The organism is Pseudocolwellia antarctica, assembly GCF_049933045.1.
Classification (GTDB): Bacteria; Pseudomonadota; Gammaproteobacteria; order Enterobacterales; family Alteromonadaceae; genus Pseudocolwellia.
Genome location: NZ_CP187926.1, coordinates 1,792,182 through 1,817,189 on the forward strand (window position 1 = coordinate 1,792,182; position 25,008 = coordinate 1,817,189).

At 38.3% G+C, this 25,008-nt stretch carries 17 protein-coding genes, 1 tRNA gene and 3 rRNA genes; 9 read left to right on the forward strand and 12 right to left on the reverse strand.

Going from position 1 to position 25,008, the window contains the following annotated elements:
* Window positions 1-5: 5 nt before the first annotated feature.
* Genes ACPUVN_RS07840 through ACPUVN_RS07865 form a run of 6 tightly spaced genes read right to left on the reverse strand, consistent with a single transcriptional unit; the run spans window position 6 to window position 6,195 of the window.
* Entirely contained in the window at window positions 6-2,291 is a 2,286-nt protein-coding gene (locus ACPUVN_RS07840; RefSeq protein ID WP_426370387.1) for a methyl-accepting chemotaxis protein, read from the reverse strand.
* Window positions 2,292-2,329: 38 nt separating this feature from the next.
* Entirely contained in the window at window positions 2,330-2,812 is a 483-nt protein-coding gene (locus ACPUVN_RS07845) for a chemotaxis protein CheW (protein WP_426370388.1), read from the reverse strand.
* A 15-nt stretch (window positions 2,813-2,827) separates the two neighbouring features.
* Window positions 2,828-3,346: a chemotaxis protein CheW gene (locus ACPUVN_RS07850; RefSeq protein ID WP_426357144.1), complete on the reverse strand. Its 519-nt coding sequence runs from the start codon at window positions 3,344-3,346 to the stop codon at window positions 2,828-2,830.
* Window positions 3,346-5,511 carry a chemotaxis protein CheA gene (locus ACPUVN_RS07855; protein WP_426370390.1) on the reverse strand — a complete coding sequence of 722 codons (2,166 nt, stop codon included), beginning with the start codon at window positions 5,509-5,511 and terminating at the stop codon, window positions 3,346-3,348. The genes ACPUVN_RS07850 and ACPUVN_RS07855 overlap by 1 nt, the downstream gene beginning before the upstream one ends.
* Before the next feature lie 10 nt (window positions 5,512-5,521).
* Entirely contained in the window at window positions 5,522-5,881 is a 360-nt protein-coding gene (locus ACPUVN_RS07860) for a response regulator (RefSeq protein ID WP_426357142.1), read from the reverse strand.
* Between the two features lie 38 nt (window positions 5,882-5,919).
* The gene (locus ACPUVN_RS07865; RefSeq protein ID WP_426357141.1) at window positions 5,920-6,195 is read right to left on the reverse strand and encodes an STAS domain-containing protein; all 276 of its coding nucleotides are present in this window, start codon (window positions 6,193-6,195) and stop codon (window positions 5,920-5,922) included.
* A gap of 519 nt (window positions 6,196-6,714) precedes the next feature.
* Between ACPUVN_RS07865 and ACPUVN_RS07870 the strand changes: the two genes are divergently transcribed.
* The 8 genes from ACPUVN_RS07870 to ACPUVN_RS07905 all read left to right on the forward strand — a co-directional run bounded on the left by ACPUVN_RS07870 (window position 6,715) and on the right by ACPUVN_RS07905 (window position 14,480).
* Window positions 6,715-7,524, forward strand: coding sequence for a hypothetical protein (locus ACPUVN_RS07870; protein ID WP_426357140.1), 810 nt, complete (start codon window positions 6,715-6,717; stop codon window positions 7,522-7,524).
* Between the two features lie 434 nt (window positions 7,525-7,958).
* Window positions 7,959-8,504 (forward strand): septation protein A, encoded by a 546-nt coding sequence (locus tag ACPUVN_RS07875; protein WP_426370391.1) that lies wholly within the window; start codon window positions 7,959-7,961, stop codon window positions 8,502-8,504.
* A gap of 29 nt (window positions 8,505-8,533) precedes the next feature.
* Window positions 8,534-8,836: a YciI family protein gene (locus ACPUVN_RS07880; RefSeq protein ID WP_426357138.1), complete on the forward strand. Its 303-nt coding sequence runs from the start codon at window positions 8,534-8,536 to the stop codon at window positions 8,834-8,836.
* Between the two features lie 39 nt (window positions 8,837-8,875).
* Window positions 8,876-9,283 carry a lysozyme inhibitor LprI family protein gene (locus ACPUVN_RS07885; protein WP_426370392.1) on the forward strand — a complete coding sequence of 136 codons (408 nt, stop codon included), beginning with the start codon at window positions 8,876-8,878 and terminating at the stop codon, window positions 9,281-9,283.
* 704 nt (window positions 9,284-9,987) lie between these two features.
* Window positions 9,988-10,560 carry an AAA family ATPase gene (locus ACPUVN_RS07890; protein ID WP_426357136.1) on the forward strand — a complete coding sequence of 191 codons (573 nt, stop codon included), beginning with the start codon at window positions 9,988-9,990 and terminating at the stop codon, window positions 10,558-10,560.
* Window positions 10,561-12,573 carry an AAA family ATPase gene (locus ACPUVN_RS07895; protein ID WP_426370393.1) on the forward strand — a complete coding sequence of 671 codons (2,013 nt, stop codon included), beginning with the start codon at window positions 10,561-10,563 and terminating at the stop codon, window positions 12,571-12,573.
* Between the two features lie 922 nt (window positions 12,574-13,495).
* Window positions 13,496-13,927 carry a hypothetical protein gene (locus ACPUVN_RS07900; RefSeq protein WP_426357134.1) on the forward strand — a complete coding sequence of 144 codons (432 nt, stop codon included), beginning with the start codon at window positions 13,496-13,498 and terminating at the stop codon, window positions 13,925-13,927.
* Window positions 13,928-14,009: 82 nt separating this feature from the next.
* Complete coding sequence (locus ACPUVN_RS07905; RefSeq protein ID WP_426370394.1) at window positions 14,010-14,480, forward strand: YchJ family protein; 471 nt, start codon at window positions 14,010-14,012, stop codon at window positions 14,478-14,480.
* Between the two features lie 220 nt (window positions 14,481-14,700).
* On the opposite strand, the gene ACPUVN_RS07910 is transcribed toward ACPUVN_RS07905, so the two are convergent.
* A complete protein-coding gene (locus tag ACPUVN_RS07910; RefSeq protein WP_426357132.1) occupies window positions 14,701-15,234 on the reverse strand; it encodes a VC2046/SO_2500 family protein in 534 nt (177 codons plus the stop codon).
* A 120-nt stretch (window positions 15,235-15,354) separates the two neighbouring features.
* Here ACPUVN_RS07910 and ACPUVN_RS07915 point away from each other — a divergent pair, with 120 nt between their 5' ends.
* Window positions 15,355-15,804 carry a GNAT family N-acetyltransferase gene (locus ACPUVN_RS07915; protein WP_426357131.1) on the forward strand — a complete coding sequence of 150 codons (450 nt, stop codon included), beginning with the start codon at window positions 15,355-15,357 and terminating at the stop codon, window positions 15,802-15,804.
* 635 nt (window positions 15,805-16,439) lie between these two features.
* Here the strand turns inward: ACPUVN_RS07915 and rrf are convergent.
* The 5 genes from rrf to ACPUVN_RS07940 form a co-directional block, all read right to left on the reverse strand.
* A 5S ribosomal RNA gene (rrf, locus tag ACPUVN_RS07920) occupies window positions 16,440-16,554 on the reverse strand.
* A gap of 358 nt (window positions 16,555-16,912) precedes the next feature.
* Window positions 16,913-19,809 (reverse strand): 23S ribosomal RNA (locus ACPUVN_RS07925).
* 411 nt (window positions 19,810-20,220) lie between these two features.
* Window positions 20,221-20,297: transfer RNA gene (locus ACPUVN_RS07930), tRNA-Ile, on the reverse strand.
* Between the two features lie 100 nt (window positions 20,298-20,397).
* A 16S ribosomal RNA gene (locus ACPUVN_RS07935) occupies window positions 20,398-21,944 on the reverse strand.
* Together the 16S, 23S and 5S rRNA genes with 1 tRNA gene alongside form the textbook arrangement of a ribosomal RNA operon.
* Before the next feature lie 1,331 nt (window positions 21,945-23,275).
* The gene (locus ACPUVN_RS07940) at window positions 23,276-24,754 is read right to left on the reverse strand and encodes a mannitol dehydrogenase family protein (protein WP_426357130.1); all 1,479 of its coding nucleotides are present in this window, start codon (window positions 24,752-24,754) and stop codon (window positions 23,276-23,278) included.
* Window positions 24,755-25,008: the final 254 nt, after the last annotated feature.

Consider the following 25,008-nt stretch of genomic DNA (forward strand, 5'->3'; position numbering starts at 1 on the left):
ATCGCCTAAAACTCTTCCCATTCTTGATCTGAAGGCGTTGGCGCACGTGAAGTATTAAATCGTGCACTTGCAGGCGCTGCAGGTCGTGTTCTACGTTGAGGAGGAGCACCTCTAACTGACTGTAGATTAACCACTTGATTCATATTTGAATGGCTGTGTTGTGCTTCACCTGTGTTGAAAAAAGCTACTTGGTCTAATAACGACTGTGATTGCTCTTCCATTGATTTACTTGAGGCAGCAGCTTCTTCAACAAGCGCAGCGTTTTGTTGCGTCATTTCGTCCATTTGACTCACTGCGGCGCTAACTTCACCTATGCCTGCTGATTGTTCTTTACCTGCGCTGTCAATATCGCTGATCATCTGGCTCACTTCTTCGATAGAGCTAACCAATTCAGAGAAGGTTTGACCTGTTTCATCAACTAACTTAGTACCTTGTCCTACCGCTTCAACACTGTCGTTGATTAAACCTTTAATTTCTTTTGCGGCGCCAGCGGAACGTTGAGCTAAATTACGTACTTCGGCTGCTACAACAGCAAAACCTCGACCTTGCTCTCCTGCTCTTGCTGCTTCAACGGCGGCATTCAAGGCAAGTAAGTTGGTTTGAAAGGCAATTTCATCAATAACACTAATAATGTCGGCAATTTTTTTGCTCGATTTATTAATATCACTCATTGCTGTGATGGCGTTTTTAACTACTTCTCCGCCATTACTCGCTTTGAGCATTACGGACGTAGATAATTTGCTGGCTTCCGTCGCATTTTCGGCATTTTGTTGAACCGTACTGGTTAACTCTTCCATAGCTGACGCGGTTTCTTCAAGACTAGAAGCTTGTGATTCTGTTCGATGGCTTAACTCATTATTACCTGCAGCAATTTCGCGCGCTGAATCGAATACATTGGTAGAAGCTTTTCTGATTTCATCAACCATTGAATTAAGCACGTCGATAACTTCATTAATTGAGCCACCGATAATGTTGAACTCACCAACTAACTCAGTATCTATACCTTGAGACAAATCACCTTTAGAAATAGTAATGAGCGCTTCTTTAATTTGAGCAATCGCATTTTTTCTGCCCGTGATATCTGTCGCATACTTCACGACTTTAAAAGGTTTGCCATTGAGATCTAATATTGGGTTGTACGAAGCTTGTATCCATACCTCTTTACCACCTTTGCCAATACGCTTGTATTCGTTAGAGTCGTACTGACCTCTGTTTAAGCTATCCCAAAAAGCTGAGTACTCGTGGCTGGCTTTATATTCATGCTCAACAAACATGCTGTGATGTTGACCTTGAACTTCTTGAAGTGTGTAACCCACAGCATTAAGAAAGTTATCGTTAGCCGTGATGATTGTGCCATCCATATTAAATTCGATAACCGCTTGAGATTTACCAATCGCGCTGATTTGTCCTGAAAAGTTAGCATTTTGTAATTTTTGCTCGGTGACATCCGTCGCGTATTTAACAACTTTTGTGGGTTTACCATCATCACCTAAAATTGGATTGTAAGACGCTTGTATCCATATTTCTTTACCGCCTTTACCAAGACGTTTATATTCATTACTTTCGTATTGACCGTTATTTAAGTTGTCCCAAAAGGCTTTATATTCGTAGCTTGTTTTATAGCTAGGTTCAACAAATAAACTATGATGTTGTCCTTGAATTTCATCTAACGAATAGCCCACAGCGTTTAAAAAGTTATCATTGGCTGTGATAATAGTTCCGTCCATATTAAATTCAATAACCGCTTGTGACTTACTTATTGCATCCATTTTCGCTAACAATTCTTTGTATTCACTTTCGTTAACTTGGATATTTGAAGTTTTGCTATCCTGGTTCATATCGTTTGTATCCCCTTTGATTTGAGCGTTGTCATTCACAATAGATTCGTCGTTTAAGGCATTAATAAGAACATGGTTTAAAATCTTTTTACTCACCGATGTCCAGGCTTTACGCGACGTTACTGTGAACTTTGTCATCAAAGCTTCTTCCAAATATTGGAGAAAAGCATCTTGTACTGTTTCGTAATGTTGTTCATTTAACTGCATCGCAATATTTTGCGCTTGCAGCTTTTTGATTAATGCTTCTAGCTGCTCAGGCTCAGATAAAACCTCAATAGCCTCATCAAGCTGAGTAATAAGTGTAGAAGAGTTATTTTTAATGTTTTCTAAACCTGAAAATAATGAATCATCTATGTTTGCGACGTTTTGATAGAAAGCATTAATGGTTTGATAAGCTGATGGCTTTAACTTTTTCCAGCTTTCTTCTACCAATACTGATTGTTTAACGGTCATAAGTTCATGCTCTTAATTACTCAGTTACCAATAGCAAACTATACGGCTAATGATGGCTGTACTTGATTAACGTTATACAACTCATCTTGATCGAGTAATGTTTGTGTCTCTAATAAAATAATCAGTTTACTGTCAATATCAGCTAAACCTTTTACGAAACAGTTATCTATGTGTTGACCAAACTCAGGCGCTGTACGAATAGCGTTTTTATCAAATTTATACACTTCAGATACCGCATCAACCACAATGCCAACCACCATAGGTTTTCGTGTATTTTGAGTACGAAGAATAATGGTAACGGTTTTTTTGTTATATTCTAAAGGCGCTAAACCAAAACGCTGCCTCAGGTCCACAATAGGAATAATAATGCCGCGTAAGTTAATAACACCTTTAATATAGCTAGGTTTATTGGGTAATGGCGTGACTGAACTCCATACTCTAATTTCTTGTACACATAATATGTCTACACCAAATTCTTGATCATTTAATACAAAAGTAAGATATTCTTGTTCATGTTCCATGGTATCTCTCTTATATTATTCGTGAGGTTTTATAGATTGAAGCGCTTGAACGTTCAGTAGCGTTACCACGTTATCTCCGACATTCACTAAACCATCAATATAATGGTGTGGCACAGAGCCACCAAAAGCTGGAGATTTTTTAATTTCGTCTTCTTCTGTATTCAAAACATCAGACACAGCATCAACAACAAAACCTATCGTTCGAGCTGAATCTTCTAGTTCAACTTTCAACACAACAACAACGGTTGTTTCTAAATAATTAACGTCGCCAATGTTGAACTTTATGCGTAAATCTATAATCGGCACTATGATGCCGCGCATATTAATAACGCCTTTAACGTCGATTGGTGAGTTGGGGATTATTGTTGGTTTTTCCCAGCTACGTATTTCTTCAACACTTAAAATATTGACCGCATACTGCTCGTTACCAAGTAGAAAGGTTAAATACTGATCACCACTACTAATAAAGTCGATACCTTCTAATGAGTATTCGCCTTGTACTGGAATTTCGTCAGCTAACGTTTGAATATCCATTAGTGTGATACCTCTTCAGAATACGTAGGCTTTTCATTTGGAGTATTGATATTTTTATGTGCATTCTTTTTAGCCATTTGAATAATGCCTGGAATATCTAAAATCATAGCAACGGACCCATCACCTAAAATGGTTGCTCCTGAAATACCTTCTACTTGCTGGTAATTTTCATTTAAGCTTTTAATAACCACTTGTTGCTGTGCTAATAAGTCATCAACCATTAAACCAATTTTTTGATCTTCAGCTTCTACAACAACCAATAGTGAACCGTCGACTTCTTTAGTTTCTGCTTCTAAGTTAAATAATTGATACATAGGTAATACTGGGACATTGTCTTCGCGTAATCGATAAAGCACCATATCGCCTGATACTCGATTGATTAACTCGCTTTGTGCTTGTAGTGATTCAACAATAGTAATAAGTGGAATAATGTAAGTTTCGCTACCCACTCTAACGAGCTGACCATCTAAAATGGCAAGGGTTAAAGGTAAGTGAACTTTGAAGGTGCTGCCCTGCCCCTCGATTGATTCTATTTGTATACGTCCGCCCAAAGATTGGATGTTCTTTTTAACAACATCCATACCGACGCCACGCCCTGAAATATCACTCAGTTCTTTAGCTGTTGAAAATCCTGGTTCTAAAATCAGATCAAATACTTGAGAGTCAGTTAATGAGGTATGCGCATCAACAATACCTTTTTCTACGGCTTTTTCTAAAACCGCTTCTCTGTTTATACCGCCACCGTCGTCGCTTATTTCGATAACAATACTGCCACCTTGATGATAAGCGTTAAGAATAATAGTACCTTGCGCCGGTTTGCCATTAGCTAAACGAACATCTGTGGGTTCAATGCCATGATCAACAGCATTTCTGACAAGGTGAACTAATGGATCGCCAATTTGCTCCATAACCGTTTTATCAAGCTCGGTTTGCTCACCTTTTAAAATAAGTTCTATCTGCTTGCCTGTTTTATTAGACAGGTCATGAATCAAACGTGGAAAACGATTAAAGGCAAAGCTGATAGGTAACATACGAATACGCATTACGCTTTCTTGCAGCTCTTTGGTGTTTTGTAATAGTTGTTCTAAGCCACGATTAAGACGTTCAACTTTTGATAAGTCAAAGTCATTGCCGAGCTCAGTTAACATAGATTGCGTGATAACAAGTTCACCCATTAAGTTAATTAAGCTATCGACTTTATCAACACCCACTCGAATTGATCCGACATCAGCTTTAGGTTTACTTGTTTTAGCTGCAACAGGAGGTTTTACTTTACTCGGTGCTTGGTTAACGGATGTAACTTGAGCCGAAGCTTGTTCATCAGTTAATGTATTTTTAGTTGCTTCAATGGAGTCGCTCTGCTCTACACTTGATTCTTTGCTGAGTTCTTTACCAGATTGAGCGTTAGCAACTGCATTATTTATTTCAGATGGTGGGACTTCTTTTTTAGTAATAGTAAGCTGACATTCGTCTTCTACCCATTCAAAAATCTCTTTGATTTCTTCAATGTCGATATCAGCTGTTAATGTAATATTCCAACTTAAGTATAATTCTTCAGCATCCATATCATTTAAAGCAGGTAATTCAGTTGAATCAGCTTCAACACTTATAGTGCCTAGATCTTCCAAAGCATTAAATAAGAATTGCGGATCGTTACCGATTTTTACTAAATGATGTTCAGGAATAAACTCAATCAGCCATTTAGTTTCAGCTGAGTTTGTACTTGCTGTGTTGTCAGTTTGATCTTCAACCTCTAATGTTTGCTCAATAGAAGGAATGATACTCGCTGCCAGTGTTGCTTCTAATAACGCAGAAACTTCTGTTATTTTTACGTCTTCACAAGTGGTTTCTTCTTTAATAGACATAACAAGCAGTCGGATACAGTCAACTGACTCAAGTAATATTTCTATATCACTTTGAACAATCTCTCTTCTGCCATCTCGCATCTCATCAAGTAATGTTTCTACTAAATGAGTAAAGGTTGTTACGTCTTCAAAGCCAAATGTACCTGCCCCACCTTTAATGGAATGTGCGGCTCTGAAAATCGAATTAATGGTTTCAGTATCGCCTTGCTCTAAATTGAGCAAACTTGACTCCATTAACTCAAGACCTTCAAAGCTTTCTTCTAAAAAGCTTGGGATAAACTGGGACAGATTTATGCTCATGCTAAGTTACCTAAACAACACGTTTAATGGTTGCTATCAATTTTTCAGGATTAAAAGGTTTAACTAACCAACCTGTAGCGCCAGCCGCTTTACCTCTTTGTTTCATATCACCCGAACTTTCTGTGGTTAACATAAGAATAGGTGTGAATTTGAAACTTGGTAATTTACGTAACTCTGCACATAGCGTTATACCGTCCATGATTGGCATGTTTACATCAGATATCACTAAATCAAACGATCCCATTTTGGCTTTATTCAAACCTTGTTGTCCGTCATTAGCTTCTACCGTGTCGTAACCTGCACTTTTTAATGTAAAACACACCATATCTCGAATTGAGTTAGAGTCATCAACTACCAATATTTTGGTCATACTTTCTTCCTTATCTATGAATACAAAAACAACAAATGCTATACATTTATATATTGATTTAAGAGTGCTTCGTTAAGCCCTAATTGCTTAACACTATTTTTAATTAGTAGAGAGTTACACTGCCAAATGACTTCTTTGTTTTGTGCTGCAATATAAGTGATAGCGGCAAGTAGAAGCTGAATTCCTAAAGTATCTATTTTCTGAATTTCATCTGAATTTAGCGTAACTGTTACATTGTCATCGATATACGTAAGTAAAGAGGCTTTACACACTTCGATTTGAGCGATAGTTAACTGTTCTGGAAACGTAAACATAATATCTCTTCAATTAAACTTAGGGTTTGTTCACTGGGTGACTGTGTTATGAGAACAACTACTGTGTTATCAGTTTGTTATAAAAACTAATCATCTTGAAAAGTCTTAGGTTTTTGCTCATAACCCATAAATAACATCGAACACATACACAACACGCATCGGATCTTAATTAAATGCACTAACTAAAATTTAGGACAAATTGTTAAGACTGCAAGTTTTTAATAAAAAAATTATTACTTATTAATAATTTAACTATTTTTTAACAAAAAGAATGACGAGTAGAAAAAACAGACAAAACATAACGAGGAGATGTTAGGCACAATGGATTTATTCAAGAGCATGTTTTAGCTATTTAGATGAGAAAGGCTTATGTGATGTTGTTACGGTAAGCATAAAGCGTATTACGATTTTGATAAGCAATAGAGATCAACAATAAAAGCGTTAATTTAAAGTCGTAAAACTACAAAATTTAATTTCTTCTACTATGATTATTAAGGTGAGTAATAAAGGGATTAAAACATGTCGGAAGAAGCACGCAAGGTACCAAGTCAGATATTCAGATGGTTTGAGCGAATGAAAGAAAGCTATGATCAATCTATTCAAAATACGTTAACCAAATTCGAGTCTTATAATTCTAAGCAACAAGAGCGTATTGATACTTCTCACCATGCACAAATTGAACATTTAAAAGAGATTAATGAAAAGCAATCTGCTCAACACAATAAACACATTGAACAACTCCACAACGATGTGAATTACTATCGCCAACAAATAGATAAACAACAGCAAACGATTAATCACCTTAATACTCGCTACGATGCAGTAATAAGCTGTATGCTACCGAATAAACAATCTAATAATATTAAAGATATTTTCTCAGAACATGACTTTCTCGATCCAGTTGACGAAACCTTTGATAATAATATTGATCATGCGAACTCAAATACTTCAGACCTAAAAGGTGAAAATACAAAAACGGAATTTGAAGCTACAACTCACGAATCAAATACCGACAATACACCTATAGAATCCAACCCTAATGAATTATTCGATCAAGCTATCCTAAAGCGAACTGCAGGCGAAAGTGATCAAGCATTTATACTTTTTGAACAAGCAGCAAAACTTGGGCATGTTAAATCTATGGGAGCTATGGGTAGATCATTCTTCTTAGGCGAAGGAACTATTGAAGACCCATGTACTGGCTTAGCTTGGTTAATCAATGCGGCAAATTTAGAACTTCCACAGGCGATTGACCGAGTACAACATTTTGCTAAAACTGCGCCAGACTTGTACCAAGAAGCAAAGTTAAAGTCAGTACAATTACTTTAAGGGTTACACATCATATTTAACCTGAAGTCTGGATAATGAATTTTGTAATCCATAAAACTTAGAAGGCTAGACAATGAAACCCCACTAAGAAAATAACACTCACTTTTCCCTTAATGTTGGGGTTTAGTCCGTATAATAAGGCGATTTTATCCACTAATGGCTGCTATGAGTAAGAGAACCATAGTTTTTCATTCCCGATAAAAACTAAGTACCTGGATCCATGCAGGTAACGCAGGTAGACGGTTAAATAACAATACGAGGCATAATTGCTTATCTAGTTTTCAGGTTATTTACGTTATAGGGCTATCTACCTTGCCTTTAATATTTTTTATACGTAATTGATTACATTTATTTATAAAGAACGACAGATTAACGTTGGAGTATTAATGGGTATTCGTTAGAATTGGATATTATTTATTTTTGAATGGCTTTATATGCAATCTTTTTTAGAATTCCTCCCACTTGTTGTATTTTATATTGTCTGGAAATTTTCAGACATATATTGGGCAACGGGTGCGTTAATCGCTATGTCAGCACTTCAAATATTATTCTATATTGTACGTGGTAAAAAAGTACCTACAAAAACATGGATATTCTTTGGATTAATCAGCGTATTTGGTGGCTTAACCATATTTATGCACGACGATACTTTTTTGAAATGGAAAGTAACGGTTATTAATGGTGTATTTGCTATAGCACTTATTGTTAGCCAATATGTTTTCAAAAAGAATATTATTAAGCAATTCTTGAGTGAATCACTAGAATTACCCGAAAACATTTGGACTAACTTAAATTTAAGCTGGGCAGCATTTTTTGCATTCTGTGGCGCCTTAAATCTATATGTAGCCTTTAACTTCGAACAAGAAGTGTGGGTTAACTTTAAAGTATTTGGTTTAACGGGCTTGATGATAGCTTTTTCAGTGGTATCAATATTTGCACTCTATAAATATTTACCAAAAGAAGAAACCGAAGAAAAGTAATTTAAAACTAATTCAAATAGAGAGTGAAAATGTATTATTTAATCTATAGTGAAGATGTAGAAAACAGTTTATCTTTGCGCATGAGCGTTCGTGAAAAGCATTTAGACCGCCTTAGAGCATTACAAGATGAAGGTCGTTTATTAGTGGCTGGCCCATGCCCTGCTATCGATAGTGAAAACCCTGGCGATGCAGGATTTACAGGTTCACTCGTTATAGCTGAATTTAATAACTTAAGCGAAGCACAAGCTTGGGCTGATGTTGACCCTTACATAGATGCAGGCGTTTATAAAAAAGTAATTGTTAAACCTTATAAAAAAGTCCTTCCTGCATAGTTATTGATACTTAGCGCTGAATAGAGAGAATAAAACCTTATGAAAAAATTATTACTTGTTACCACCCTATCTATTTTATTCTCTTCTTTTCATGTTACTGCTAAAGCTCCATCTTCTATTATCAGCCAATGTGATGAGCAAGAGTTAGAGAAAAAGGCATACTCTCAATGTTTAGATTTAGTAAAAATCAAAATAGATCGTGAATTAGAAACGTGGGAAAACAATCAATTATTCATACTGGAAGATGTTGCGGAAACAACAGGCAGACAGTCAGCTTTTAACATGTTCAAACGTGCCCAAAGGAACTTTATCACCTATAGAGATAGTAATTGTAAATGGCAATTCCTTGCTGAATTACCATCGAATGATTCAGCTCCTGTTTATAAAGAGTGTTACATTCTAACCACCAAAGACAGAATAAATGAACTCAGTCGAGTAAGTAAGTAAAGAGCTAATTGACTGTGAGTGAGTGGTAAGGAATACTTAAACTGCTATTGTATTAATACTCACTCTATTTAATGCCTAATACCTACAAAATTAGAACATTTGATTAATTTTTGATTTTTGATTTTTGATTTTTGATTTTTCTAACTATTCGAAATAGATAAACATCCTGTATGTTTAGATCATATCTTCAGCTTCATGAAGCCTAATGCAAGTCCATACAAAGCTAACCTATTCACATCCTCCTTTCATGCATCACTTTTAAGACATGATCTGTTCATATATAACCATCAGTTGTGTCACCCAATTGCATTATAAGTGCCTGTCATTATCATTCAACTCTGCCACCTAATCACATTTACAGTGACCACTAAATAACATTAGGTTTGCCACTGATAAATATGATCACTTTGTGCGCATTGAAGACATTAGAGTTAAAAATTTTGCCATATATTTTCTAAAGAATTGACAAACTGAACCCTGCTTAAGCCTTGAGTGCTTAATGGGGTCAAAAACTAGCTCACTTTCAACATTAGAAAAGACCTTTAACCGTGAATCTAATTAAGGTATGTTGTTGGTTAATAATAATTATTTTTTGTTTTACTGGTAAATGTCGTTTGTGTTACATGTGGCATCTCGGGTAATACACTGTTAGGCAAATTAATCTTGCCCCTCATGTCAATATTTATCGCACAGGGATTTAGAAGATGAATAACATACAAGAAGACCATCATTCACAAGAGCACGACGGCTTCGAAACTTGGATTAATGAGCGCCCTAAGTGGCTACAATCCGCAGCGAGATTACTTATTGACTCAAAAAGAATGCCTAATGACGCTGAAATAACGGAGCTTGCAAGACTTTGCTTTAAAGAAGCGTCGGGGGCAAAGGAGGGTTTCTCTAAAATAGTACCTGGTGCTTTAGCGCAGGCAGCCCAGCGCCCAGAACTACGTATAAATAAAATTTCTGGCGTCTCAGGTGTTAACGCAATCAAAGCAGATGCATCTATTTCATTTGGCAATACAAACCTTGCAGTTATATATGGTGCAAATGGATCAGGGAAAACAAGCTTCTCTCGCATTCTAAAACAGGTATGTGGTTCAAGGGCTAAGGATGAACTGCTAGGCAACGTATTCTCTAATGAATCACCGCCCGCTTCTGCCGATATAGAGTTATCGATAAGTGGAAAAACACAGCCAGTTACTTGGACTCTTAGTGGCGGGGCTTTAGCACATCTGCGTCATGTTCATGTTTTCGATACAAAGACTGCACAGATGTAGATGGGTAAAAACGAAGCTACATACGAGCCAAGTCGTATGCGCTTCAATTCATCTCTAATTGCAATATGTGATCGTGTATCAACATTTCTAAAGCAAGAAAAAAAGACGCTCGCGTCGAAGCTTCCTAGTACCCCACCTATGTTAATCCATGCTGTGCCAATCCAATGGCTAAATACAATTAAGGCCACCACCAAGCTAGAAGTTATTGATCAAAAATGTGAGTTCTCTAAAGAACTTGACGATGAGCGCATTGCAACAGAAGCAGCTTTAGCTCAAAAAGACGTAGAAGGCCGTCTTAAAGTTATTGCGCAAGATAGACTTGTTTTCAAAAGGATAAAAGATGGGATCGATAGCCTAAAATCCGCTTTAGCTGATGAAGCAATTCAAGCTGTAATTACTGCGAGATCCGATGCAAACAAGAAGCGATATATTGCGAATGAAGAGGCTAAAAAGGTCTTTTCTAACGCTGCCCTTGATGGGGTAGGACAAAGCACATGGATGGTACTATGGAAGCATGCAAAGGAATTTTCAGAAAAGCACGCATATCCAAATGTCAATTTCCCATCTACTGAAGATGGATCTCGCTGTGTTTTATGTCAGCAAGAATTCACAGTTGATGGAAAAGAGCGCATGGATCACTTTCAGGTATATGTTCAAGGAGGGCTTGAAGCAGATGCCAAAGCAGCCGAGAAACTGAGAGATGAGCTAACGAAGAGAATGCTTAGCCTACCATTGGAGCATGATTGGTTGATACAAATGAATCAATTGAAAATATCAGAGGAACTAGCTAGGAAATATATGACAGCACTAACGCTACGGCGAAAAGCTGTTGATACTGCTGATAGTCTTGCGGCAGTCCCTATATTTGATTTGATCCCTCTTGATAAAGCATGTCAACATATTGATATAGAGGAAAAGACCCTAAAAGAACTACAACAGGATGGGCAACGGCTGAAGCTAGAAACAAGACTTAAAGCGCTGCAATCCATACAGTGGCTAAATCAAAATAAAGCCGCGATTCTAGAGGAGAGAAAAAGACTCAACTATATTTCTACTTTCGATGCTGCAATTAGACTTACAAGCACAAATGCCCTGACAACAAAAAGCAATGAATTAGCAAAAGTTGAACTTGATGCGGGCTATCAAGAACGCTTTGCCAAAGAGCTAAGAGTGCTAGGGGGCTTTAGGCTCCCTGTTAAGCCAGAGAGTAAACCACAAGGAAAGGGGAAGATAACATTTGGACTGACACTACAAGGTAGTAAATCAGCTGTCCCAGCTGAGATAATTTTGAGCGAAGGAGAAGTCAGAGTTGTAGCTCTAGCGGCTTTCCTAGCTGATATCACAGGATCTGGCCAAAAATCTCCATTCATATTTGATGATCCGATATCATCTCTTGACCAAGACTTTGAAGAAAAAGTTGTATCTCGACTTGTTGCTTTAGCGATGGAACGTCAGGTTATTATTTTTACACATAGGCTATCACTTTTGTCTCAGGTTGAGTCAGTGACCAGGAGATTAAAAGACCAAGCTCGTGAAAATGGTCTTCCAGCCCCGGTTTCTGTAACTGTGGAAACGTTACGAAAGCTCGGGAAAGACACAGGAATTACAGCTAAATTAAGCATTCGAGATTCGAAACCAGTGAAAGCTGTAGCACGAATAAAAAACGAATTCCTTCCCCAGCTAAGAAAGCATGTTGATAATGGTGATGCAGATACTTTTGAGAGAGAGGCATGGCAAACCTGTAGCGAGTTTAGAATTTTAGTGGAGAAATGCATAGAAAGCATACTGTTGAATGAAGTTCTTGTCAGGTTTCGTCGAGATATTCAAACGAAGGGCCGACTGTCAAAGTTAACTAAGATAGAGCAAAGCGATTGTGATCTTATTGATGATTTGATGACTCGATACTCAGTGTTTGAGCATTCTCAATCAGATGAATTTCCTGCCCCATGTCCAGATCTTCAGCAGATAGAACACGATGTTGATGCATTATCCTCTTGGATTAATGCATTTTGACAAACGTATTAAGACTAGAGAGCTTTGATAGCTCGGTGTCTGCAATTAACAAAGGCAAGCTCTCGGAACAATTTTACGCTTCGCGCCAAAGTATTTGGTGTTGCGGGCGTTAGCGATACAAAAACTAATCCGAATTCAATTCTAGCCCGTTAGTGCTAAGATCAGCAATGTGGCAAAAGTGTGCATTAGGAGTGTTCAATATATTCAAAAATGAGAGTTCTAACGATGTCGAAATATTATTGGCACAGTTAAATGTAATTAGGTGGCTAATCTAAATGTAATTCAGTGGTTCTAGTCAGAGTTACTTTCCACATATAATATTCTGAAGCTTTAAATATTCACAACCTGATATGACTCTATATCCTCCCCTCAGAGATGAGATAAACATTGAATGAATAATTGATACCTAATCGTTTATTAAACTCACTATAATCCATTAACAAACTATCAAAAAGAGTCCAATAATCCCCCCTTAAAACGAGATAATAAAACGTTCTGATAAGTTAATTTATAGGGTTTACGCTAACCTATTAAGCTCAAGTCTTTTAATTTTAGTCATTAAAACTAACTCACTAAACTACTGAGTAAAGCACTTTTTAAGCTCAAGTCATTAGATAGAGTCCAGGAATAAAACCCTAGTATTATCTTTCGAACTTTAAATTAAAAAAGGTATGAAGATTCTAATGACTACTTAACTCACACAAAGAGTAATCCTTATTATTAGAGAACACCTTAACAATACTCCAACAACGATATATACCTTTATAAAGCGTAATTGAGCTACAGCCCTTACCTATCAATGTGAGTAATTAATAAACATCTTCACTAAGAAACTCCCCATAAAAAGAAATGAAAATAGTGCTTGATCTATAACCCGTATCGATATACTGTATATAAACACAGTATATCGAGGTTTTTAAAAATGTTTGCACTAAACAACAATAATATCAGAAAGTTAAATCTAACTAAGTTAGAAGCAGTTAATGATTCAAAGCAATGGTTAAGCATTAAAGATATAAATGATGTCAATTCGTTAACAAAACAGTACTCAACAATTTATCAAAAACACCATGTAGATAATAAATGGATATTAATGATAAACCCTGAAAATAGCTCTTTAGAAAGCATGGAGAATATTTCTAAAAAGTCTTTCTCTAAAATTTTAAGAGTTAACTCAAATAAAGTGAATGTAAGATTAGAAAATATAGAAACTGCATTAAGAAAAGGAAACTGTTCAGCTGTTATTATCAACAATGCATCATTCACAGATGTTGAATTATCACAGTTATATTCGTCAGCAAAAGAAGGTAATACTCAGTGTATTATTTTGAATAATAAAAATTTAATGCATTAAAGATAAACACAGATTTTAATTAGATAGTTTAACGGCTAAAATATCGATTAATTTCCCGTTAAATATATTATCGAATTAAAATATGCTTTGTCCTTGCGGAACGAATATTGAATACAATAAATGTTGCGAAACAATTATTTTGAATAACATAGAAGCAAAATCTCCTGAGAAATTAATGCGTTCTAGATACAGTGCATATGCATTGCAAAATAGTGAGTATATATTTAATACCTACTCAAAAGCGTCCCAGAAAAAGCAATCATTACAAGAAATAGATACTTGGGCTAAAGAAACTCAATGGGTAAATTTAGATGTGATCGATGCCAGTGAGTATAAAGTCACCTCAGAACCAACAGTTACCTTTGAGGCTATTTATAAAAACAATGGCAGCTTTTATAAAATGAGAGAAAAATCATCATTTATTAAAGAAGATAAAACTTGGAAGTATGTAGATGGAAGTGACCTTAGCTTTGATGAACTCAACTCCCCTAAAAGAAATGATGTATGTCTTTGCTCTAGCGGGAAAAAATATAAAAAGTGTTGTGGTAAGTAGCTTTTGCGTGCATAACAGGTAACGTGTATTTCTGTTAGTTAATATCATTCTAAAACTTGATTTATTAAACTCTAATCCATCAAAAAAATGTCTAAAAGCGAGCTAAAAACCTAACAATTACCTAATAAAATCACCTAAATAGCTATCGATTAAGTACCTCATAAACGTCTAAATCAATTAGCTATTGAACCCCAATAAAGTACAAGTAAATGTTTGAATACTATGCAGTAAGCTCAACGTGGCTTTTCATACTTTCGTTTACAGTATTTAACCACTCTTCTGCTTTAAAGTTTAATCTTGAAATTTCTTTTTTCTGACCTGTAATCTCGTCCTCATATTTTTTCTGACAATACAAACTCGTATTATTAAGAACATCTTTAGAGATAAATTTGATATCGTTTCTGAAAGCTAAAGGAATAGGTTTGAGTGCGTTAGTTAAATAAAGACTTGATAACGTATTGCCTTGAATAAGATCTGCTTGATTAAACGCTTCGATGTTCTCAACTCCATCTAATGATAAAGCTTGTTCTGGAGGCAATTTAAATAACTTTCTTAAGTTCTCTTCGTTGGAACTTGAAGATAATTCTTCTGTTCTTGGTAATGAAAATTGAGAATGTGCTTGTACATCATCTGTTAGCATAGCTAAAAGCAAAGAGAATTGAGATCGCTCTTTATGATGAATACATTCGTTAAGTTTTTCACCTAACTGTAATTCATTTATTAAGATGTCATTTTTTATATCATCTACAAGCAATTAATATACTCTCTAAATATTCTTAATACCTGTATCGGCAGGTAATGAAAATAATTAACCCATTTCTATTATTAATTTTGTCTGTAGAATATATTTAACTCATTAACGAAATAGCACTTCATGTCTGATCCAAAACTAACAATACAACGACTAAGTAAAGCTCAGAAAAAAGATATCCAGCGCTTCTACAAAATCAATAATTATCCAGCTAGCTTTATAGGTTACGATCACACTTACATACTAGCGATAGAAGAGAAAATAATAGGTGCTGTAATTACCTCTTATCAATCTGAAAACAATCACTACGCTTTATTACATGGATTATTGATAGCACCAAGTTATAGGAATGAAGGTTATGCCAACTTACTGATTAAAAAAGTAATGAGTGAGCATAACCATATTATTTGTTTTGCTGAGAGAGACCTGGAAGCTTTATATATAAGTAATGGGTTTAATGAAGAAGTATCAAACAAGCTTCCCAATTATTTAATAAAAAGATACGAGAGTTATGTAAAAAAGAGTAAAGCGTTAGCCATTTTTATTAGCAGTAAAGATACAAGTAATAGATAACCCTATAAGCACCATTTCCCAGCATATCTAAAGCACTACTATTTTAATTGTCAGATATCAGACAGAACAAATAACTATTATTAATCAGGCCTAATAAACCTACAGAGCCTTCAATTCAATTTTATGAATCAAAACCCTAAATAATCATTAATAGAATGAACTGAAGGCGTAAGCACAGTGCTTGTTTCATAATAATGAAGTGATTAGGTCCGTAGAATTAAACGTACGTTCGCATTAGAGAAAATAACAGCAATACATTTTAACCAACTCATTCATTAGCTCCACTTTATTTTACCCACAAAAAAGGCTATCCGTTAGGATAGCCTTTTCTTTGAATTAGAAGCCTAGCAATGACGTGTAGTCCCTACATGGATGTAGCTAGTTAGGCTAATGCAGGAGTAATTACCGAGATGCACTAATGCCGTGAGCACAGGATTTACATGGATATAAAGGATGAGAATAACGCAGGAGCAGTTGTCGAGATGTGCAAGAGCGGCGACCTGTTAACGCACACGAATATGCTTATTTATACATGAAGAACAATAATCACTTATGACCAACCAAGTCATTAGGTCCATTTTATTTTACCCACAAAAAAGGCTATCCGTTAGGATAGCCTTTTTTTTGAGTTAGAAGCCTAGCAATGTCCTACTCTCACATGGGAACTCCCACACTACCATCGGCGCTAACACGTTTCACTTCTGAGTTCGGAATGGGATCAGGTGGGGCCATGTCGCTATTGTCGCTAGACAAAAATTGTACTTGTTAAATGCCATACTGACTTCATTGCTGCAATCTCTGCGATGCTCATTGAGTAAACTCAACTCCACTTCTCGCTCTATTGCTGCTTTGTCATTATGTTATTTACCTACGTAAATAATTAACAAGATTTAAAATCTTAGAAAGCTGACGTACAGGATGTACTAATATCGCAATGCCATGGATGGCAAGGAGCGATGGACGTCCTATACAATGTTCAATATAAATACATTTTAATCTCTTATTCGCACATTTTATATACGCGATGGTGTATTCCTACACCTACCTCTCGGTAATTTTGTCAAACTTCATACAATTCACTTCATAGCCAAAACTATTTAGGTGTTGTATGGTTAAGCCTCACGGGCAATTAGTATCAGTTAGCTCAAGACCTCGCAGTCCTTACACACCTGACCTATCAACGTTGTAGTCTCCAACGACCCTTTAGGGAGCTTAAAGCTCCAGTGAGAACTCATCTCAAAGCCTGTTTCCCGCTTAGATGCTTTCAGCGGTTATCAGTTCCGAACGTAGCTACCGGGCAATGCTATTGGCATAACAACCCGAACACCAGCGGTTCGTCCACTCCGGTCCTCTCGTACTAGGAGCAGCCCTCTTCAATTCTCAAACGCCCACGGCAGATAGGGACCGAACTGTCTCACGACGTTCTAAACCCAGCTCGCGTACCACTTTAAATGGCGAACAGCCATACCCTTGGGACCGACTTCAGCCCCAGGATGTGATGAGCCGACATCGAGGTGCCAAACACCGCCGTCGATATGAACTCTTGGGCGGTATCAGCCTGTTATCCCCGGAGTACCTTTTATCCGTTGAGCGATGGCCCTTCCATACAGAACCACCGGATCACTATGACCTACTTTCGTACCTGCTCGACGTGTCTGTCTCGCAGTTAAGCTGGCTTATGCCATTGCACTAACCGTATGATGTCCGACCATACTTAGCCAACCTTCGTGCTCCTCCGTTACTCTTTGGGAGGAGACCGCCCCAGTCAAACTACCCACCAGACAGTGTCCCCAAGCCCGATTAGGGCCCTAGGTTAGAACATCACGCATACAAGGGTGGTATTTCAAGGTTGGCTCCAATGTATCTGGCGACACATCTTCAAAGCCTCCCACCTATCCTACACATGTAGGAGCAATGTTCACTGTCAAGCTATAGTAAAGGTTCACGGGGTCTTTCCGTCTAGCCGCGGGTATACGGCATCTTAACCGCAATTTCAATTTCACTGAGTCTCGGGTGGAGACAGTGTGGCCATGATTACGCCATTCGTGCAGGTCGGAACTTACCCGACAAGGAATTTCGCTACCTTAGGACCGTTATAGTTACGGCCGCCGTTTACCGGGGCTTCGATCATCAGCTTCGTCCGAGGACTAACCGAATCAATTAACCTTCCGGCACCGGGCAGGCGTCACACCGTATACGTCATCTTTCGATTTTGCACAGTGCTGTGTTTTTAATAAACAGTTCCAGCCACCTGGTTACTTCGACTCTCCTGTGCTTACACCGCAAGGGTTTCACACGAGAGAGCGTACCTTCTCCCGAAGTTACGGTACTATTTTGCCTAGTTCCTTCACCCGAGTTCTCTCAAGCGCCTTAGTATTCTCTACCTAACCACCTGTGTCGGTTTGGGGTACGGTTCCTATATATCTGAAGCTTAGAAGCTTTTCCTGGAAGCATGGCATCAACAACTTCAACTCCGTAGAGTCTCGTCTCGTATCTCAGTGTTTAAATGAAGTCCCGGATTTACCTAAGACAACCACCTACTTACTTTCACACGGACTACCAACGCCGTGCTTGTTTAGCCTACTCCGTCCCTCCTTCGCAATATATAGAAGTACAGAAATATTAATCTGTTTCCCATCGACTACGCGTTTCCGCCTCGCCTTAGGGGCCGACTTACCCTGCCCTGATTAACATGGGACAGGAAACCTTGGTCTTTCGGCGGGGGAGTTTTTCACTCCCCTTATCGTTACTCATGTCAGCATTCGCACTTCTGATACCTCCAGCATGCTTTACAACACACCTTCAACGGCTTACAGAACGCTCCCCTACCACTTGAACCTAAGTTCAAATCCGCAGCTTCGGTGACTAGTTTAGCCCCGTTACATCTTCCGCGCAGACCGACTCGACTAGTGAGCTATTACGCTTTCTTTAAAGGATGGCTGCTTCTAAGCCAACCTCCTAGCTGTCTATGCCTTTCCACATCGTTTCCCACTTAACTAGTACTTTGGGACCTTAGCTGGCGGTCTGGGTTGTTTCCCTCTTCACAACGGACGTTAGCACCCGTAGTGTGTCTCCCGCATATCACTCATTGGTATTCGGAGTTTGCAAAGGGTTGGTAAGTCGGGATGACCCCCTAGCCTTAACAGTGCTCTACCCCCAATGGTGTTCGTGCGAGGCTCTACCTAAATAGATTTCGGGGAGAACCAGCTATCTCCCGGCTTGATTAGCCTTTCACTCCGACCCACAAGTCATCACCGCATTTTTCAACATACGTGTGTTCGGTCCTCCAGTTGATGTTACTCAACCTTCAACCTGCCCATGGGTAGATTCGCCGGGTTTCGGGTCTATACCTTGCAACTAAACGCGCAGTTAACACTCGCTTTCGCTACGGCTCCCCTATTCGGTTAACCTTGCTACAAAATATAAGTCGCTGACCCATTATACAAAAGGTACGCAATCACTAGACTAAATCTAGCTCTCACTGCTTGTACGTATGCGGTTTCAGGTTCTATTTCACTCCCCTCACAGGGGTTCTTTTCGCCTTTCCCTCACGGTACTGGTTCACTATCGGTCAGTTAGGAGTATTTAGCCTTGGAGGATGGTCCCCCCATGTTCAGTCAACGTTTCACGTGTGCCGACCTACTCGATTTCATGGTAAGTTTATTTTCGTGTACGGGGCTATCACCCTGTATCGCTCTACTTTCCAGTAGATTCCACTAACTTACAAACCACTTAAGGGCTAATTCGCGTTCGCTCGCCGCTACTAACGAAATCTCGGTTGATTTCTTTTCCTCGGGGTACTTAGATGTTTCAGTTCTCCCGGTTCGCCTCGTTAAGCTATGTATTCACTTAACGATACCCGCCTTACGACGGGTGGGTTTCCCCATTCGGACATCTCAGACTATAACGGTTTTTATCACCTTATCTGAGCTTTTCGCAGATTAACACGTCCTTCATCGCCTCTAACTGCCAAGGCATCCACCACATACGCTTAGTCACTTAACCATACAACCCTAAATAGTCTCGAAAGATCATTCAGTACAAGAAGGTGACAAAACCTTCCCAATTGTAAAGTCTGACATTTTCACGCACACAAAGTGTGTCTTGAATAAGAGTTGATAAAACCTTACGGTTTTATCGGGTTGATTACATTTCCGAGGAGGAAACATAATCACCATTATTACTTCCCGATAAAAGAAGTAACAACAGCTTGGTATTTATAACGTACAAACAACAGCGCGACACCGTTGAGTGCTATATAAATACCGGTATTTATATCAGCTTTCCAGATTGTTAAAGAATCAATTTCCAGTACGCATTCGACTGAAAAATTTGGTTTAAAAAACCAAATTTAAATCATCTCACTTTACACGTTGAGATACGTTAAATTTGGTCTCTTTCTTTAAAGAAGAAATTTGGTAGGTCTGGGCAGACTTGAACTGCCGACCTCACCCTTATCAGGGGTGCGCTCTAACCAGCTGAGCTACAGACCTATTGTATTCAAATTTCTTCTATTTCGTTATCAGGCAATTTGTGTGAACACTCAGAAAGTACATTTGCATGTAAATTCCATTAAAACGTTTTACTTCAAGATAAGGAGGTGATCCAACCCCAGGTTCCCCTAGGGTTACCTTGTTACGACTTCACCCCAGTCATGAATCACAAAGTGGTGACCGTCCTCCCCGAAGGGTTAAACTAGCCACTTCTTTTGCAACCCACTCCCATGGTGTGACGGGCGGTGTGTACAAGGCCCGGGAACGTATTCACCGTAGCATTCTGATCTACGATTACTAGCGATTCCGACTTCATGGAGTCGAGTTGCAGACTCCAATCCGGACTACGACAAGCTTTGTGGGATTCGCTCCACCTCGCGGTATTGCTGCCCTCTGTACTTGCCATTGTAGCACGTGTGTAGCCCATCCCGTAAGGGCCATGATGACTTGACGTCGTCCCCACCTTCCTCCGGTTTATCACCGGCAGTCTCCTTAGAGTTCTCGCCATTACGCGCTAGCAAATAAGGATAGGGGTTGCGCTCGTTGCGGGACTTAACCCAACATTTCACAACACGAGCTGACGACAGCCATGCAGCACCTGTCACTACTTTCCCGAAGGCACGAAACTATCTCTAGTAACTTAGTAGGATGTCAAGGGATGGTAAGGTTCTTCGCGTTGCATCGAATTAAACCACATGCTCCACCGCTTGTGCGGGCCCCCGTCAATTCATTTGAGTTTTAACCTTGCGGCCGTACTCCCCAGGCGGTCAACTTAGCGCGTTAGCTACGCCACCCACAGATCAAGTCTACAGACGGCTAGTTGACATCGTTTACGGCGTGGACTACCAGGGTATCTAATCCTGTTTGCTCCCCACGCTTTCGTGCCTCAGTGTCAGTCTCTGTCCAGGTAGCCGCCTTCGCCACTGATGTTCCTTCCAATCTCTACGCATTTCACCGCTACACTGGAAATTCCACTACCCTCTACAAAACTCTAGTTTGCCAGTTCAAAATGCAGTTCCCAGGTTGAGCCCGGGGCTTTCACATCTTGCTTAACAAACCACCTACGCACGCTTTACGCCCAGTAATTCCGATTAACGCTTGCACCCCTCGTATTACCGCGGCTGCTGGCACGAAGTTAGCCGGTGCTTCTTCTGCGAGTAACGTCACAGTTAGCAGTTATTAACTACTAACCTTTCCTCCTCGCTGAAAGTGCTTTACAACCCGAAGGCCTTCTTCACACACGCGGCATGGCTGCATCAGGCTTTCGCCCATTGTGCAATATTCCCCACTGCTGCCTCCCGTAGGAGTCTGGGCCGTGTCTCAGTCCCAGTGTGGCTGATCATCCTCTCAAACCAGCTAGAGATCGTCGCCTTGGTAAGCCTTTACCTTACCAACTAGCTAATCTCACTTGGGCTAATCAAATGGCGAAAGGTTCCGAAGAATCCCCTCCTTTGGTCCGTAGACGTTATGCGGTATTAGCAGTCGTTTCCAACTGTTGTCCCCCACCATAAGGCATATTCCCAAGCATTACTCACCCGTCCGCCGCTCGTCAGCAGAATAGCAAGCTATTCTCTGTTACCGCTCGACTTGCATGTGTTAAGCCTGCCGCCAGCGTTCAATCTGAGCCATGATCAAACTCTTCAATTATAAATCGTTTGTGTAACCTCATCGTAAGCGATGTGTTACTGCTCAATGAATTCTGTCGTGTTACCTACATAAGTAGATAACTACATAAAACGTATGATTTGATATAAATATCAAATGATACTTTTTTGTGTGACATTCAACATAAGCTGTTTTACGTCTTCCTAAACACTGATATAAATATCAAGTAAAAAGGCCGACTATGTAAAATCAATCTTAATGTGAGTGTTCACACAAATTGCATGATAACTAATTGTTAAAGAAATATTCTCGTTGAGAATAAAGAGGTTAATCGCATTCGTTAAGCTCTTGTTGCTGCAGGCCTTGCCTGAAGCGAGATGCGCATTCTACGCAACTCAGTTTTGATGTCAACAACTTTTTGAATTCTTTTGATTTAATTTCAAATCAAATTCTAAGTTATCTCATGTTCAATTAATCATTTACCCTTAACTAAACAGTCCAAAACTCTCACTTCGCTATCCATATTAAGTGAAACAAGTATTTCCTATACTTAGCTTCTCTTGGTTTCCCTTAAGAAGTGGAGCGCATTTTAAGGATTTGAGCCGCCCCGTCAACTGTTTTTTGTTAATTATTTGAATTTAATTTGAAAGCGTTTATTAAACAATCAAATCATTCAAAAATCATGCAAATTCAAGGTGGATAACAGATATAAACAATATTGAAATATGGTTTTATAGGAAGAAAACAGGAAAGTAAGACCTTAGTTTTAATGTTTCTCAGATTAATTATTATCTATTTAGTTAAAAATTACTGATAAAAACCTTTAATAGGCTTCAACATCATGAATTATTGGTCGCTAGTTTAATAATAAGGAGAATAGTTTTTCTCTTTAAGGGCTTTATATTCTTTATGAAATAGAAAAAACTTAGATATAAGTACTATTTTTTTGTCCAAACTTTACGGCCATCAACTTATCTATGACTAAAATCACACCGATACATCGATCATAATCATATACGAGCTGATTTATTTTAATAAGATGATCTTTATTAAGCGTTAATTTATCTATTTTATACGTTATCTACTATATAAGAATTAAACTCGAACGGTTCAGTTGGGTTCCCTTAGTTAGAAGTAAAAAAGATGAAGTTGTAGACCTATATAGTAGAGCTTATTTATAAGAGATAAGATTAAAGCATGCTCTTTTATAAGTATCTAATCTCTAAAACGCAAAAAAGACGAGTAAAACTCGTCTTTTCTTTTTATGCAGCTTACATATATAAGCTGCTAGTCTAATTATCTTGTATCAATAACCTATTATTGATTACAGAAAAATGACTATTAGTGGAAATTATCACGTTCAAGTTTATATTCTATTCCGCTAATAAGGTTTGTAATGACTGCTCAATACCATTAATAAGTATCATACCCAAGTAATGTTTCAACTTGGTTTTGAATACATCTGAATTTTTTAATGTTGTTGAAAATACTTTATCGAAATTTAAATATCCATCAACAAGCTTATCGATATCACCAGCGTTATCTTGTTGTATCTTTAAAAGTTCATTAGCTAATGGATCTTGTACTTCAATGGGATCACCTTTTAAGTCAAAGCCCATGGTGTAACGTAACCACCCTGCTACGGCAAAACATAAACTATCTAACGAACCGTCCTGAGCAAGTTTGTCTTCAATAGTATGTAATAAACGCTGTGGCATTTTTTGTGAGCCATCCATCGCTATTTGATACGTACGATGATTTAACGCTGGGTTTGAGAAACGTTGTAAGAGTTCATTGCTGTAGGCAATCAAGTCCATGCCTTCTGGTGCTTCTATCGTTGGAATGATTTCGTTTTGCATCATGTTTTTCAAGAAGTCTGCTAGGTCTTTATCTTGCATCACTTGATGGACGTAATCATAACCACGTAAAAAGCCTAAGTAAGCTAATGATGAATGTGCACCATTAAGTAATCTTAATTTAGCGTTTTCAAAGGGCTCTACGTCAGCGACTAAGCTAACTCCAACCTTTTCCCAAGCAGGTCTCGATGCGACAAAGTTGTCTTCAATCACCCATTGACTAAAACGTTCAGTTTTCACCATCGCTAAATCTTGATAGCCGGCTTGCTCGGTAAATTCGTTAATATCAGCTTCAGTTGTCGCCGGTACGATACGGTCTACCATAGTATTAGGGAAAGGAACCTTGGTCTCTATCCACTGGGCTAACTTAGGGTCAATCAACTGAGCAAACTGTACAACGATTTTACCTAAGGTTTTTCCGTTACTCGGTAAGTTGTCGCAACACAGTACCGTAAAAGGCGCTAAATTCTGTTCGTATCGAGCCTTTAAGCTACTGACTAAAAAGCCAATCGCTGTTTTAGGTGAGCTTAACTGTGCTAAATCTGCTTGAATATCTGTATTGTTTTTATCAAGGTTACCGCTTGCTGGGTCGTGACAATAGCCTTTTTCAGTAATAGTAAGTGATACAATTTCTGTATTGGTTTGCGCCATTGCAGCAAGTACCGCTGCTGGATTTTCTGGTGCAACTAAAACGTCTTTAATTACTGATATAACGTTGTGCGTATTACCCGTAATGTCTGTTTCTATCACTGAATATAAGCTGTCTTGTGGAACAAGTTGGTCTCGTACGGTTGGACTTCTTAATGATACACCGATAATCGACCAGTTATCTTGAGATAAGCCATTGGCTTGCTCTGTATAAACAGCTTGGTGTGCACGGTGAAAAGCGCCTAGCCCTAAATGAACTATCTGTTTTACTGACCTTGCTTCTGAAACAGGCTTTTGCGTAAGTTGTAACTCTTCAACTAAAGCCGCATTTAAACGTTTGGTTTGCATTAAAACACTCCTAATTTACAAGCCTTTTGGCTAAGTGATAGGTTAAGAAATTAGAGATAGGATCTTGTACTAATACTTTTATAATATTTGAACTTAGCTGTTTTTTAATGATGATGAATTTTTCTGTAAACCTATTAAACATATAACTGACCTTAATATTAATTAACTCATTAATAATATCTGGCTTCACCAATTTGGTAACTGATATATAAACAGTTAAATAACTTAATGTTGATGTTTACTTGTCAAAAAGC

What these genes read in the sequence shown, in the direction of transcription:
- ACPUVN_RS07840 (WP_426370387.1), bottom strand. Translation starts at nt 2,291, where the DNA reads ATGACCGTTAAACAATCAGTATTGGTAGAAGAAAGCTGGAAAAAGTTA.
- ACPUVN_RS07845 (WP_426370388.1), bottom strand. Translation starts at nt 2,812, where the DNA reads ATGGAACATGAACAAGAATATCTTACTTTTGTATTAAATGATCAAGAA.
- ACPUVN_RS07850 (WP_426357144.1), bottom strand. Translation starts at nt 3,346, where the DNA reads ATGGATATTCAAACGTTAGCTGACGAAATTCCAGTACAAGGCGAATAC.
- ACPUVN_RS07855 (WP_426370390.1), bottom strand. Translation starts at nt 5,511, where the DNA reads ATGAGCATAAATCTGTCCCAGTTTATCCCAAGCTTTTTAGAAGAAAGC.
- ACPUVN_RS07860 (WP_426357142.1), bottom strand. Translation starts at nt 5,881, where the DNA reads ATGACCAAAATATTGGTAGTTGATGACTCTAACTCAATTCGAGATATG.
- ACPUVN_RS07865 (WP_426357141.1), bottom strand. Translation starts at nt 6,195, where the DNA reads ATGTTTACGTTTCCAGAACAGTTAACTATCGCTCAAATCGAAGTGTGT.
- ACPUVN_RS07870 (WP_426357140.1), top strand. Translation starts at nt 6,715, where the DNA reads ATGTCGGAAGAAGCACGCAAGGTACCAAGTCAGATATTCAGATGGTTT.
- ACPUVN_RS07875 (WP_426370391.1), top strand. Translation starts at nt 7,959, where the DNA reads ATGCAATCTTTTTTAGAATTCCTCCCACTTGTTGTATTTTATATTGTC.
- ACPUVN_RS07880 (WP_426357138.1), top strand. Translation starts at nt 8,534, where the DNA reads ATGTATTATTTAATCTATAGTGAAGATGTAGAAAACAGTTTATCTTTG.
- ACPUVN_RS07885 (WP_426370392.1), top strand. Translation starts at nt 8,876, where the DNA reads ATGAAAAAATTATTACTTGTTACCACCCTATCTATTTTATTCTCTTCT.
- ACPUVN_RS07890 (WP_426357136.1), top strand. Translation starts at nt 9,988, where the DNA reads ATGAATAACATACAAGAAGACCATCATTCACAAGAGCACGACGGCTTC.
- ACPUVN_RS07895 (WP_426370393.1), top strand. Translation starts at nt 10,561, where the DNA reads ATGGGTAAAAACGAAGCTACATACGAGCCAAGTCGTATGCGCTTCAAT.
- ACPUVN_RS07900 (WP_426357134.1), top strand. Translation starts at nt 13,496, where the DNA reads ATGTTTGCACTAAACAACAATAATATCAGAAAGTTAAATCTAACTAAG.
- ACPUVN_RS07905 (WP_426370394.1), top strand. Translation starts at nt 14,010, where the DNA reads ATGCTTTGTCCTTGCGGAACGAATATTGAATACAATAAATGTTGCGAA.
- ACPUVN_RS07915 (WP_426357131.1), top strand. Translation starts at nt 15,355, where the DNA reads ATGTCTGATCCAAAACTAACAATACAACGACTAAGTAAAGCTCAGAAA.
- ACPUVN_RS07940 (WP_426357130.1), bottom strand. Translation starts at nt 24,754, where the DNA reads ATGCAAACCAAACGTTTAAATGCGGCTTTAGTTGAAGAGTTACAACTT.